10 protein-coding genes and 3 pseudogenes are annotated in these 12,147 nt (G+C 74.9%); 3 read left to right on the top strand and 10 right to left on the bottom strand.

The annotated features are described in order from the left end of the window. Positions 1 to 20 precede the first annotated feature (20 nt). From REH70_RS17565 to REH70_RS17555, 4 genes and pseudogenes are all read right to left on the bottom strand, one after another. Positions 21 to 674, bottom strand: a complete 654-nt coding sequence (locus REH70_RS17565) for a fasciclin domain-containing protein (RefSeq protein ID WP_310749289.1) — start codon at positions 672 to 674, stop codon at positions 21 to 23. A gap of 120 nt (positions 675 to 794) precedes the next feature. Continuing rightward, the gene (locus tag REH70_RS20895; protein WP_396134768.1) at positions 795 to 1,028 is read right to left on the bottom strand and encodes an HNH endonuclease; all 234 of its coding nucleotides are present in this window, start codon (positions 1,026 to 1,028) and stop codon (positions 795 to 797) included. A 308-nt stretch (positions 1,029 to 1,336) separates the two neighbouring features. Beyond that, a pseudogene (locus REH70_RS20890) lies at positions 1,337 to 1,750 on the bottom strand (DUF222 domain-containing protein); the annotation flags it as partial. A gap of 2 nt (positions 1,751 to 1,752) precedes the next feature. Then, positions 1,753 to 2,142: a hypothetical protein gene (locus tag REH70_RS17555; protein ID WP_310749284.1), complete on the bottom strand. Its 390-nt coding sequence runs from the start codon at positions 2,140 to 2,142 to the stop codon at positions 1,753 to 1,755. A 410-nt stretch (positions 2,143 to 2,552) separates the two neighbouring features. On the opposite strand from REH70_RS17555, the gene REH70_RS17550 reads away from it, so the two are divergent. Together REH70_RS17550 and REH70_RS17545 are read left to right on the top strand one after the other, a co-directional pair. Further along, on the top strand, positions 2,553 to 3,554 hold the full coding sequence (locus REH70_RS17550) for an ATP-binding cassette domain-containing protein (RefSeq protein ID WP_310749281.1): 1,002 nt from the start codon (positions 2,553 to 2,555) through the stop codon (positions 3,552 to 3,554). After that, a complete protein-coding gene (locus REH70_RS17545; RefSeq protein WP_310749275.1) occupies positions 3,551 to 4,756 on the top strand; it encodes an ABC transporter permease in 1,206 nt (401 codons plus the stop codon). Before REH70_RS17550 ends, REH70_RS17545 begins: the two co-directional genes overlap by 4 nt. Positions 4,757 to 4,837: 81 nt before the next feature. On the opposite strand, the gene REH70_RS17540 is transcribed toward REH70_RS17545, so the two are convergent. The 5 genes and pseudogenes from REH70_RS17540 to REH70_RS17520 form a co-directional block, all read right to left on the bottom strand. After that, complete coding sequence (locus REH70_RS17540) at positions 4,838 to 5,497, bottom strand: PP2C family protein-serine/threonine phosphatase (protein ID WP_310754392.1); 660 nt, start codon at positions 5,495 to 5,497, stop codon at positions 4,838 to 4,840. Then, a complete protein-coding gene (locus tag REH70_RS17535) occupies positions 5,494 to 6,969 on the bottom strand; it encodes a PAS domain-containing protein (RefSeq protein ID WP_310749273.1) in 1,476 nt (491 codons plus the stop codon). The genes REH70_RS17540 and REH70_RS17535 overlap by 4 nt, the downstream gene beginning before the upstream one ends. A 13-nt stretch (positions 6,970 to 6,982) precedes the next feature. After that, the gene (locus tag REH70_RS17530; RefSeq protein WP_310749271.1) at positions 6,983 to 8,119 is read right to left on the bottom strand and encodes an alpha/beta hydrolase; all 1,137 of its coding nucleotides are present in this window, start codon (positions 8,117 to 8,119) and stop codon (positions 6,983 to 6,985) included. Further along, positions 8,116 to 9,471, bottom strand: a pseudogene (locus REH70_RS17525) (MFS transporter); the annotation flags it as partial. The pseudogene REH70_RS17525 and the gene REH70_RS17530, both read right to left, overlap by 4 nt. A gap of 58 nt (positions 9,472 to 9,529) precedes the next feature. After that, the gene (locus REH70_RS17520) at positions 9,530 to 9,967 is read right to left on the bottom strand and encodes a MauE/DoxX family redox-associated membrane protein (protein ID WP_310749269.1); all 438 of its coding nucleotides are present in this window, start codon (positions 9,965 to 9,967) and stop codon (positions 9,530 to 9,532) included. Positions 9,968 to 10,091: 124 nt separating this feature from the next. On the opposite strand from REH70_RS17520, the pseudogene REH70_RS17515 reads away from it, so the two are divergent. Beyond that, positions 10,092 to 11,290 (top strand): annotated as a pseudogene (locus REH70_RS17515) (APC family permease). On the opposite strand, the gene REH70_RS17510 reads toward REH70_RS17515, so the two are convergent. Then, positions 11,287 to 12,018, bottom strand: a complete 732-nt coding sequence (locus tag REH70_RS17510) for a M50 family metallopeptidase (RefSeq protein WP_310749267.1) — start codon at positions 12,016 to 12,018, stop codon at positions 11,287 to 11,289. The pseudogene REH70_RS17515 and the gene REH70_RS17510 overlap by 4 nt on opposite strands. Positions 12,019 to 12,147 lie beyond the last annotated feature (129 nt).

The raw sequence follows: 12,147 nt of genomic DNA, 5'->3' as shown, positions 1-12,147 counted from the left end.
CCCGTCGCCCCTGTCGTGGGTCAGAGGTCGGCCGGCCGCAGCACCGCGGTGATGCCGTGGGCGATCTGCGCGTTGCCCGCGTTGACGTCGAGCGCGCGGCGGTCCAGGAACGGGTTGAAGTCGTTGCGGTCGGCGTCGACGAGCCGGGCCACGCCGCCACGGCGGCTCAGGACGTCGACGGTGACCGTGCCGCCGCTCGCGGTCGTCAGCGCGGCGCCGTCGGAGGCGAGCGCGGTGCGGGAGTCGATCGTGGCGCCGGGGACCACGTGGTAGAGCAGGACCGCCTCGACGGTGTCGATGCCGAGCGACGCGACGTCGTCGAAGACGGCGGACTCGGTGCGCTCCCAGCTGCCGGTCACGTCACGGGCGAGGATGCGGAAGGCGCGGTCGTCGGGCAGGAAAGCCGTCAGCGGGACCGTGCCGTCGGTCAGCAGGCCCACCGGGCTGTCCGGCTTGGCAGCCAGGACCGCCAGCACGACCTGGGTGACGACGTCGTAGTCGGACCAGCGGTGATCGAAGGTGTCGCCGTCGGCCAGCAGGACCGAGGCGAGGCTCGTCGTGCCCGGTCCGGCGGCGGCGGATGCGGCTGTCGGTGCGGCGGCCGCAGGTGCGGCGACCGTGCCGACGGCGACGGCCGCGGCGGCCAGGGAGGTCACGAGACGGCGGTGGCTCATGGGGACCAGCTCCTCGGGGTGAGGGTCGCGCGGCGGTGCGCGCGGGGCGTCGGGGTGACGTCCTGCTCCCACTACGGGCGGAGGATCGCTGCTGGATGCACCGACCCTGCAGCCGCCCCGTCATCCCGTCGCTGGTCCGGATCTCCGCCAGCGCGCGGCGAGCGGTCTGTCCCGGTCGGGATCGATCGTCGTCCCGTGGCGGTCGGTGAACTCCCATCGGCCGTGGTGACGGCGAATGGCGATGTCGCGGTCGTGGATCGTCCGGTGGTGGAATGCGCACAGCAGGATGCCGTTGTCCACGCTCGTCTTTCCGCCGTCGCGTGCCCATTGTTCGACATGGTGCGCCTGGCAGATGATGGGTGGTGCGGTGCACGTGGGATATCGGCAGTGTTTGTCGCGGGCGATGATCGCTGCGCGCCTGGCTCGGGTAAACGTTCGTTCGGTACGGCCGACGGGCCCCCGGCGACGGTCTGGCCGGTCAGCATCGCCTTTGTCAGCACCGGTGGGGTGCGGGACGGGCCCTCGTCGCTCGCCCCGTCCCCGCTGCCCGCGTCGTCGAGGAGGCTGCCCTGCCGGGGCCGGGTGTCTGCGGCGGTGACCAGGGCGGCCAGGGTCGGGTAGTCGACCAGCACGGTCACCACCGGGCGTACCGCGCGCCCGGTGCCGGCGAGCCCGTTGTCGAGCACGACCTGGGCCACGTCGCCGAGGGCGTGAGCGCGCCGTTGGGACGAGGTGCGGTCGTCATCCGCCGCCGGCACCGGCGTCACTGCGGCGAGGGCGGCCTTGAGCGCCTGCCCGTGCTCCGCGGTGAGCTGCCCCTCGACCCGGTACCCGTCCCCGAGGCGGGCGATGTCCAGGCGTTCGCGGTCGCACGAGTCGACGTACCCGCGGTCGTCGGCGTCCGGGTCGGCATAGGCGGCCCAGTGGCGGACGAGCACCCGGGTCTCGTCGACCGACAGCTGCCGCGCCTGCTCCACCACGAGGGTCTTGTTGCACTCGTGCTCAGGGTCCGCCAGCAGCTCGCGACGCTGCTCGCTCGTGGGAGCGAGGGTCGCGATGACCTGCGCCTGCTCCACCGTCACCTCACCCGCCACGGCAGCAGCCGCAGTGACCGGTGGTGGTCACGCAGCGTCCGCCCCAGCCGCACCTGCGCCCGGGCAGTCGCGACCGACAGCCGGTGGTCGTGGGCCAGCCACACCGGGAACGACCGCGCACCGCTGAGCGTCCAGACGCCGTCGTCGTCGATCACCGGCAGCAACCGGACCTTCGCCACGGCCGCGCGGCTGGTCACCTCCGCGAGTCGGCGGGTGACCACGGCTGCCTGGCGGCCATCGAGCACCGACAGGTCCAGGTCTGCGAGCACGGACACCGCGGCGTCCATCGACGCCAAGGCCGCAGCGACCTGAGGGGCGAGCGACGCGGTGTCGCCGTCCTCGCTCTCCGGCGACGGCAGAGCGGGTTCGTCCATGAATGCCGCCTCCCTCCGGTCGCTGCGCCCGGCCCGTGCCGGCCCCACAATTCTCCGGCGACCCACAGACATTCTCCCGGCCCATTCCCGGTGCTGTGGAGAGCGTGACGTGTGGGCTGCCTGTTCATATCGACGGGTGGCGTCGGCGCCGATGCCCGCGAATCAGCACCGACGGTGCGCGTGGGCTTTCCGTCAATTCTTCGCCGAGGCGATCGCCCTCATCACGTCGGGCGGGCGCGCCCGGACCGCGCCCGCACCACCACGCGCTTTACCACGCACCGCTCCGACCCGCGACTTGCTACGTTGGCCGGACCACCACGAACCCGCGATCGCGGCGCGGTGCGGTGCCCCGACCGGGGCTGTCGTGCCGAGCCGGGAGCGGGCCACCACCCCCGGGAGGGAACGGCCGCGTGAGCGTGCTCGAGATCGACCACCTGAACAAGTCCTACGGGAGCCTGCGGGCCCTCCAGGACCTGACCTTCGACGTCCGAGCCGGTGAGATCTTCGGCTTCGTCGGCTCCAACGGCGCCGGCAAGACGACGGCGATGCGCATCATGCTCGGCGTCCTCGCCGCGGACTCGGGCGAGGTGCGCTGGAACGGGTCCGCCCTGGATCTCGAGGCGCGTCGCCGTGTCGGCTACATGCCCGAGGAGCGCGGGCTCTACCCGAAGATGAAGGTGGGCGACCAGCTCATGTTCCTCGCCGGGCTGCACGGCATGAGCCCCGCCGACGCCCGCAGCGCCGTCGACCGCTGGACGGACCGTCTCGGCGTCGGCGCCCGGCGTGGGGACAACGTCGAGAAGCTCTCGCTCGGCAACCAGCAGCGCGTCCAGCTCGCCGCGGCCCTCGTCCACGACCCCGACATCCTCGTGCTGGACGAGCCCTTCTCGGGGCTCGACCCGGTCGCCGTCGACGTCATGAGCACCGTGCTGCGCGAGCGCGCCGACGCCGGCGTGCCGGTCATCTTCTCCAGCCACCAGCTCGACCTGGTCGAGCGGTTGTGCGACCGCGTCGGCATCGTCCGCTCCGGGCAGATGGAGGCCCTGGGCACCATCGACGAGCTGCGCCGCACCGACCGGCCGCGCTACCTCCTCGACGTCCGCGCCGAGGACGCCGCGGTCGCCGCGACGGTCACCGCGGTCCCCGGCGTCACCGTGCTGCCCGCCACGCCGCGCCCGGGCGCCGTCGTCGTCGAGCTCGACGACGCCTCGCCCGAGGTCGCGCAGACGCTGCTGACGTCCGCCCTGCGCCTGGGCACGGTGCACGAGTTCTCGCCCGTCCGGCCGACCCTGGCCGACCTGTTCCGCGGCGTCGTGTCCGCGACGGACGTCCCCGAGGTCGAGCCCGCAGAGCCCGCGGAGTCACCCGACGGGGGCCGACGACGCCGCGGCCGACGAGAGGTGGCGGCATGAGGGGCAACGTGGTCTGGATGGTCGCGCGCCGGGAGATCGTCACCCGCATGCTGACCAAGGCGAACATCATCTCGATGGTCGTCATGCTCGTGGTGATCCTCGTCGGCGCGGGCGTCGGTCGGTACTTCCTGGAGCGCGAGAGCACGCCGGAGGCGACCCGGGTCGCCGTCGAGCAGAGCACCGCCGCGCTGGAGCCGCAGATCAGTGCGGCCGCGCAGGCGACCGGCACGGACGTCGAGATCACGACGATGACGGCGGAGGAGGCGCGCGCCGCGATCGGGGACGACGAGGCGGACGCGCCGCTGGACGCCTTCGTCACCGGTGACCCCGCGTCACCGCGTGTGGTGGTCCACCAGGAGGCCGACCCCGCCGTCATGGACATGGTCACCGCGGCGGTCCGCGCCTACGTCGTGTCGGACCGGATCGGTGAGCTCGGCGGCGACCCGACCGAGTTCGAGCAGGCGATGGCCGCGGCGGTGCCGCAGGTCGAGGCGCTCGACCCGCCGGACGACGAGGCCGGGTTCGACGGCGCGGCCTTCGGGATCGCGACCGTGATGATCTCGCTGCTGCTGTTCGCGCTCATCGGGTCCGGCTCGATGATCGCGATGGGGGTCGTCGAGGAGAAGACGTCGCGCGTGGTGGAGATCCTGCTGTCCACCATCAAGCCGACCCAGCTGCTCGCGGGCAAGATCCTCGGGATCGGCATCTACGGGTTGTTCCAGGTGGTCGTGCTGGGCGGGGCGCTCGTCGTGGCGACCCGCATCCTCGGCGTCGAGGGCCTGAGCGTCGACGTCGGCGCGGCGATGATCTGGCTCGTCGTGTGGTTCCTGCTCGGGTTCCTGCTCTACGCGCTGCTGTTCGGCGGGTTCGCCGCACTGGTCTCGCGCCAGGAGGACATCGGCTCGGTCACCACCCCGCTGATGTTCCTGCTGTTCGTGCCGTTCTACGTGACGATGTTCCTCGTCCCCAACGACCCGGACAGCACGCTGGTCCGGGTGCTGTCCCAGGTGCCGTTCTTCGCGCCGTTCATGATGCCGGTGCGCGACGCGTTCGGGGCGCTCGCCGGCTGGGAGATGCCGCTCGCCATCGCGATCAGCGCGGTCACCATCCCGGTGCTGATCTGGCTGGCCGCGCGCGTCTACCAGCGCGGCGTGCTGCACACCGGTGGGCGGATGAAGCTCACCGACGCGCTGCGCGGCTGAGGCACGGCGGCCCGGCGCCGACGTGCGCCGGGCCGCCCGCGGCCACCGCCAACGGTGGGCCCGAGGGCCGGCAGCACCACGTCAGCCCGGCTGGCCCACGATCCCCGGTGCCGCCGGCACGTCCGGCGGGACGTCGTTCGGCCCGGCCTCCGCGGGCCGCGGGCGGTCCTGCCGGTGCAGCCGGACCGCCACGAGGGCGACGTCGTCCTCGGGGTGGTCCGGGAGCATGCGCGCGAGGATCGCGTCGCACAGCTCGTCCAGCTCGAGGGCGCCCAGCTCCACCAGCGCGTCCCGCAGCGCCTCCATGCCCTCCACGAGCGAGCGGTCGCGGCGCTCGATGAGGCCGTCGGTGTACAGGAGCACGGTCGCGCCGCGGTCCAGGGACACCTCGGACTCCACCCGCCGGACGTCCGGCAGGACGCCCAGCAGCGGGTCCGGCCGGATCCCGGAGAGCACCGCGACGGTGCCGTCGGGGTTCAGCACCATGGGCGGCGGGTGCCCCGCGTTGGCCCAGCGGATGTGCGTCACCCCGCGCTCGCGCTCGTCCTCGCTCTGCTCCACCCGCGCCACCACGGCGGTCGCTATCGTGTCGGTCTGCAGGGTCCGCAGCGCCTGGTCGACCTCGCTCAGTAGCCCGGCAGGGCCCAGCCCGGTCGCGACCGCGATCCCGCGCAGCAGCGAGCGCACCTGGCCCATGGCGGCCGCGGCCGCGATGTCGTGCCCGACGACGTCGCCGATCACCAGCACCGTCGCGCCGTCCCGCTGCAGGAACGCGTCGTACCAGTCCCCGCCCACCTGGGCCGCCTGCGCGGCCGGCTCGTAGCGCACCGTGATCTGCACGTGGTCCGGCTCGGGCGGGGCGGTGAGCATGGACCGTTGGAGGCCCTCGGCCAGCCGCCGCTGCTGGCGGTAGAGGCGTGAGTTGTCCAGCGCGAGGCCTGCTCGTCCGGCGACCTCCTGGGCGGTGCTGAGGTCCTCGCCCTCCAGGTGCCCGCGCCCGGCGTCCCGGCCCAGGGTGACCACGCCGACCGGACCACCACGGCCGCGCAGCGGAGCACGTGCAGCGTCTCCGGTGCGAGCTCGAGCAGCGCGTCCCGCGCGGGGCCCGGGTCGAGCATGGCCGCGGCCTGGGGCGTCGCGTCGGACTCCGCGGCCACGGTCTGACCGGTCTCGAGGGCGCGCGAGAGCAGCGAGCGCTCGTGCAGCGACTCCAGCCGGTGGGTCGCGTACCGCTCGAGCAGGTCGCGCCGCGCCGGGTCGGCGTGCCACCAGGCGACGTCCCGCAGTCCACGCCGCGTGCCGGCCTGCTCGTCGTCGTCGACGAGCGTGACGATGCACCAGTCGGCGAGCGTGGGTACGAGCAGCTGGGCGAGGCGGGTGACGGCCTCGCCGCCCTGCAGGGTCTCGGTGAGCTCGGTCGTCACCCGTGCCATGAGCGCGGCGCGTTCCGCGCTGCGTTCGGCGTCCTCCTGCGCCCGGCGGCGCTCGGTGATCTCCACGAAGTACACCGACAGGCCGTCAGGACCCGGCCAGGCGCGCAGCTCGTACCACTGGTCGAGCGGCTCGGGGTAGTAGGCCTCGAAGGTCACCGGACGCCCGGTGGCCATCGCGGCCCGGTAGTGCGTCTCGAAGTCCGAGTCGACGGCGGCCGGGAACAGCTCCCACTGGATGCGGCCGAGCAGCTCGTCGCGCGTGCGACCGAGCAGTCGCTCGGCCTCCGCGTTGACGTACGTGAAGCGCCACTCCCGGTCCGTGGAGTAGAAGGCGGTGGGCATCGCCTCCAGAACCCGGCCGACCCGGGTCCCGCTCTCCCGGCCGGCGGTCGTGTCGTACGCGGCACCGAGCACACGGTGGGCGCGTCCGTCGTCACCGGGCAGGGCCCGCCCGCGGGCAGCGATCCAGCGGGTCGCGCCGTTCGGCAGGACGATGCGGTACTCGGCCTCGTAGTCGCCGCAGGTCGCGATCGACGTCCGCAGCGCGTGGGTCACGCGTGGCAGGTCGTGGGGGTGGACCGCGGCGTTGAAGCCGTCGATGGTGCGGTCGAACGTGTCGCGGTCGAAGCCGAACATCGTGATGAGCTGGTCGTCCCAGGTCAGGACCCCGGCGTCGAGGTCCCAGTCGAACGTGCCGATCCCGGCGGCGGCGATGGCGAGCTCGCCGAGCACGTGGCTCGCGTCGTCGGACACCGCCCTGGACACCGGGTCTCCGTGCACGCGAACTCCTCCGTCAGCCCGCGCCGTCGGCCGCGGGTCGGGTGCCATCCTCCCCGATCCTGGGCGCGCCCCGGGACGGTGACCGGCCCGGACCTGCTCCGGCGGGGAGGTGGTCGGCGAGCCAGCCGAACACCGTCGCGAAGAAGGCCGACTGCGCCGGCTCGTCCGACAGGCTCAGGTCGTGGATCCCGTCGTCGATCCGCACCAAGGTCACCTCGGGGCCGAGGAGCGGGGCGCGGGCCGCGATGTGGTCGACGTCGAGCACGGTGTCCTGCCGCGCCAGGTCGGGCTTGCCCTCGTCGTTCGGCCCGCTGGCCGCCGCCGTGCACACGAGCACCGGGACGGTCACGTCGAGCCCGCGGGCGAGGCGGGCGTGACCGCGGCGGATCGCCCGCAGCCACCCGGCGCGCGCCGGGATGCCGGCGGCGGCCTTGAGCTCGAGGTCGTACTCCCAGCGTCCGCCGTTGCTCACGTGCAGGCGTCGCGAGTACGGCGACCCGCCCCGGGACACCACGCGCAGCGGGTCGAGCGGCCCGAGCGCGTCGACGACCCGGGTCTGCACCACGCGCCGGAACCACGGCGCGTTGAGGTCGAACCAGGGGCTGTTGAGCACGAGCGCGTCCACCAGCCCCGCACGCCGGACGCGGTGCGCCCACAGGCTCGCGAGCAGCCCACCTGTCGAGTGCCCCATGACCACGAGGCGGGCGTGCCCGAGCTCGGTGCGGATCGTCCGCGCCGCGGCGTCGAGCTCGGGGACGTACTCGCGCAGGTCGGCGCAGTAGTGCGGCGTCTGCCACGGCCGCAGCGAGCGCCCGCACTTGCGCAGGTCGAGCGCGTACAGCGTGTACCCGTGCTCCTCGCAGCGGTCGGCGAGGTGCGTCTGGAAGAAGTAGTCGTTGAAGCCGTGCAGGTACAGCACCGCGGGTCGGCCCCGGCCGGGCGCGTCCGGCTCGGCGGGGTCGCCGCCGTCCGGGGCGGCCGGGTCGGCGCCGGCCAGGACGCGCCGGACGAGCGTCGCGACCACGGGCCCCTCGTCGTCGGCGCCCAGGTCGAACGTGGTCTGCTCCCAGCCCGGACCCAGCGGGTCCGCGACCCACGGGGTGCGGTCGACGTCGGGCCTCTCGACGTCGGTCCAACCGCCGTCGGTCATCGCGGTACCGGCTGCGGCGACCGGGGCCGGCGCCCACCGACGGGCAGCGGCAGCAGCAGCGCCAGACCCAGCCCCACGACGACCATGAGCCCGACGATGCCCCAGTGCTGGGAGCCGGAGACGACGACGGCCGTGGAGAACGCGAGCGGCGCGAGGAAGCTCGCGGCCCGGCCGGTCGTCGCGTACAGGCCGAACACCTCGGCCTCGCGCCCCGGCGGGATGACCCGGGACAGCAGCGACCGGCTGCAGGACTGCGCCGGCCCCACGAACAGGCAGAGCGCGAGGCCGAAGACCCAGAAGGCCGTCTGCCCGGCGTCGTGCAGGACGAACACGGCGGCGGCGGCGACGAGCAGCCCGGCCAGCGCGGTGACGATGATCGCCTTGGGGCCCACGCGGTCGTCGAGGAAGCCGGCGACGACCGTGGACACCCCGGCGACGACGTTCGCGGCGATGGCGAACAGCACGACCTCGCTCGCGCTGAACCCGAACGTCCCCGAGGCGATCACCGCGCCGAACGTGAACACCCCGGCCAGCCCGTCGCGGTACACCGCGCTCGCGACGAGGAACCGCAGGGTGGGCCGCTGGTGGTGCCACAGCGCGGCGACGTCGGCGAGGAGCCGGCGGTAGGAGGCGACGACACCGGTCCGCGGCCGCCGCTCGTTCGGCGGGGCCTCGGGCACCGCGAGCAGGACGGGCACCGCGAAGAGCCCGAACCACACCGCGGCGAGCAGCACGGACAGGCGGATGTCGAGCCCGTCGGCACCGGTCACGCCGAACCAGCCGACCTCGGGGTCGATGAACCCCACGAACAGCACGAGCAGCAGCACGATGCCGCCCAGGTACCCCGCGCCCCAGCCGATCCCGCTCACCCGGCCACGCGTCGCGGGCGTCGAGACCTGCGCCAGCATCGCGTTGTAGTTGACGCTCGCCAGCTCGAAGAAGACGTCGGCGGTCGCCAGGAGCGCGATCCCGAGCAGCAGGTTTGCGGTGAGCGACCCGGGGTCCGGCCGGACGAAGAACATCGCGGCGCACACGGCCACGGTGACCGCGGTGTGCACGGCGAGCCACCGACGCCGCCGTCCGGCGTCGTCCGAGCGGGCCCCGATGACCGGTGCGAGCAGCGCGACCACGAGCCCCGCGGCCGTCAGGCCCCACCCCAGCCACGCCGAGTGCTGCGCGAGGACCGCGTCGAGCACGGTCGTGGCGGGGCCGCCGTCCAGGCCCTCCGCCGCGGCGTCGGCGACGGTCGCGGGGTCGACGAACGCGTCGCTGGTCAGCCACCGGGTGAACACGAACGTGGTGATGACCGCGTTGAACGCTGCCGAGCCCCAGTCCCACAGCGCCCAGGCGGCGACCTGCCTGCGGGGCGGCGCGGGGGCGGGGCCGCAGCCGGCGGCAGGGTGTCGGGGGTCACGGGCGCAGGCTAGTGCGGGCCACCCGCCACGCCCACAGCACGAGCGGCACCTGCAGCGGCAGCCGACCCCACGCGACCACCGGACGTCGCGCCCACGACCGTGCGCCCGGACGGGAGTCCAGCGCCATCTGCACGTTCCCGGGGAAGACCGCGACGAACAGCCCGGCGGTCGCGAGCGCGCCGGCGTGGCGCGTCCGCGGGACCGCGACGGCCGCCGCGCACGCGAGCTCGACGACACCGCTGCCCAGCACCCATGCCCGCGGCCGACCGAGCCACCGCGGGACGAGCCGGTCGTACAGGCGCGGGTGGGTCAGGTGCGTGACTCCGGCGGCGGTCAGCAGCGCGGCGAGACCGAGCGCAGCGGCGGGCGAGGAACCGGTCGGGGGCGCGGCGACGTGCGGCTGCGCACCGGACCGGGGCTGCGGGGAGGGCATCCCCGCACGCTAGGCCCCCGCGGCCTCCTAGGCTCGCGCCGTGTCCCGGCCCGGTGGTCCCGCCGTTCCCGAGCTCGACCGCCGTCTCGGCCTGGCCGACGCCGTCGTGCTCGGCATCGGCTCGATGCTCGGCGCCGGGGTGTTCGCGGTGCTCGCGCCGGCCGCGGCCGCCGCGGGTCCGGCGCTGCTGCTGGGGCTCGGGCTGGCCGCCGTCGTCGCCTACGCCAACGCGATGTCCACCGCGCAGCTCGCCGCCGCGATGCCGACGTCCGGCGGGGCGTACCGGTACGGACGCGAGCGCCTCGGGCCGTGGTGGGGGTACGCCGCCGGGTGGTGCTTCGTGTTGGGCAAGACGGCGTCGTGCGCCGCGATGGCGATGACGTTCGCCGCGTACGTGGCGCCCGCGTGGCAGCGGCCGGTCGCGGTCGCCGCGGTGGTCGCGCTCGTCGCGGTCAACGAGCGCGGGATCACGCGCACCGCCGGGCTGACCCGCGTGCTCGTGGCGGTGACCACCGTGGTGCTCACCCTCGTCGTGGTGGTCGGGCTGGCCGCGGCGGGCGGTCCGGGATCCCTGCCCGCGCCCGTGCTCACGACCGGGCCCGTCACCGTGCTGGGCGTCTTGCAGTCCGCGGGGCTGCTGTTCTTCGCGATGGCCGGCTACGCCCGGATCGCGACGCTCGGCGAGGAGGTGCGTGACCCGCGCCGCACCATCCCGCGGGCGATCGGGATCGCGCTCGCGGCCGTCCTCGCGGTGTACCTCGCGGTCGCGGCGGTCGCGCTCGCCGTCGTCGGTCCGGGCGCGCTCGCGGGCTCGACCGCCCCGCTGGTCGACGTCGTCGCGGCGTCCGGTCGCCCGGAGTGGGCGTGGGTCGTCCGGGTCGGCGCGGCGGCCGCGTGCCTCGGGGCGCTGCTCGGCCTGGTCGCCGGTGTCGGCCGGACGACGTTCGCGATGGCGCGCGAGGGCGACCTGCCCCGGCGGCTGGCCGCCGTGCACGCACGCTCCCGGGTGCCGTACGCGGCCGAGCGTGCCGTCGGCGCGGCCGTCGTCGTGCTCGTGCTGGTCGCCGACCTGCGCACGCTGATCGGGTTCTCGTCGTTCGGCGTCCTGCTGTACTACGGCGTCGCCAACGCGGCCGCGCTGACCCAGCGCGGCCCCGAGCGGCGCTGGCCCCGGGGCTGCACGTCGTCGGGCTCGTGGGGTGCGCGGTCCTCGCGGTGACCCTGCCGCCCACCGGGGCGCTCACCGCGGCCGCGGTCCTGGCCGTGGGGCTCGCCGGCCGGCTCGTTGTGCACCGGCACCGGAACCGGCGCTCCGGGGGCTAGCCGACCACCCCGCCCAGCAGGCCCGGCGCCAGCACGGAGCCGCCGAGCGCCGCGGCGCCCACCGTGACGATCCCGAAGGCGGCGACCCACAGCGCGGCGGGCACGTGGGTGAGGCGCGCGAGGGCGTCGGCGTCCGACGTCCGGGCGCCGCGTCGCCGGGTGCGCGCGAGCTCGACCACGGTGCGCGGCGCGCCGAGCAGGAGCAGCCAGCTCACCGCGCACGCGACGGCGGTCTGCCCCACCGGCGGGACCCACCACGTCACGACGACGAGCGCAGCCGCGGTCACCAGCACCGACCACAGCCCGAACAGGTTCCGGACGCCGACCGCCAGCACGACGACGACGCCGAGCAGCCCCCACAGCAGCCCGACCCCGCGGCCGTGCGCCGTCGCCCACGCCGCGAGGAGGCCGAGCCCCGCGGGCGCGAGGTAGCCGGCCGCCGCGGTCGCCACCATCCCGGGACCGCGGGGCCGCCCGACCGACGTCGTCAGCCCCGAGGTGTCCGAGTGCAGGCGGATGCCGGCCAGGCGGCGACCCGTGAGCACCGCGACGCCCGCGTGCCCGGCCTCGTGCACGAGCGTCACGGCGTGCCGGACGACCCGCCACACCGGCCGCCACCCGACCGCGACGGCCGCGACGGCCGCGGTCGCCCACACGGTCGCGGACGACGGCGCGGGGTGGGTCGAGGTCGCCCGGCCCCAGATGTCGACGAGCAGGTCCACGGGCACGCCGGACACGGTACGGCGCGGGGGAGACCCGACTCACACCCGGGTCGGGGACCCCATGGTGCATACTCGACGACGGAGCGGTGCCCGTTTGCGCCCTCCCAGCGTCGTGGAGCACCTGCGAGTTCACGC

Source organism: Cellulomonas sp. ATA003 (assembly GCF_031582905.1).
In the GTDB taxonomy this organism is placed as follows: Bacteria; Actinomycetota; Actinomycetes; order Actinomycetales; family Cellulomonadaceae; genus Pengzhenrongella.
Note: the sequence above shows the minus strand (reverse complement) of the source record. Positions and strands in the feature narration are given on the sequence as shown.

Bases quoted from the DNA above. Each gene is read 5' to 3' on its own strand.
- REH70_RS17565 (WP_310749289.1), bottom strand. From the start codon at position 674: ATGAGCCACCGCCGTCTCGTGACCTCCCTGGCCGCCGCGGCCGTCGCC.
- REH70_RS17555 (WP_310749284.1), bottom strand. From the start codon at position 2,142: ATGGACGAACCCGCTCTGCCGTCGCCGGAGAGCGAGGACGGCGACACC.
- REH70_RS17545 (WP_310749275.1), top strand. From the start codon at position 3,551: ATGAGGGGCAACGTGGTCTGGATGGTCGCGCGCCGGGAGATCGTCACC.
- REH70_RS17530 (WP_310749271.1), bottom strand. From the start codon at position 8,119: ATGACCGACGGCGGTTGGACCGACGTCGAGAGGCCCGACGTCGACCGC.
- REH70_RS17520 (WP_310749269.1), bottom strand. From the start codon at position 9,967: ATGCCCTCCCCGCAGCCCCGGTCCGGTGCGCAGCCGCACGTCGCCGCG.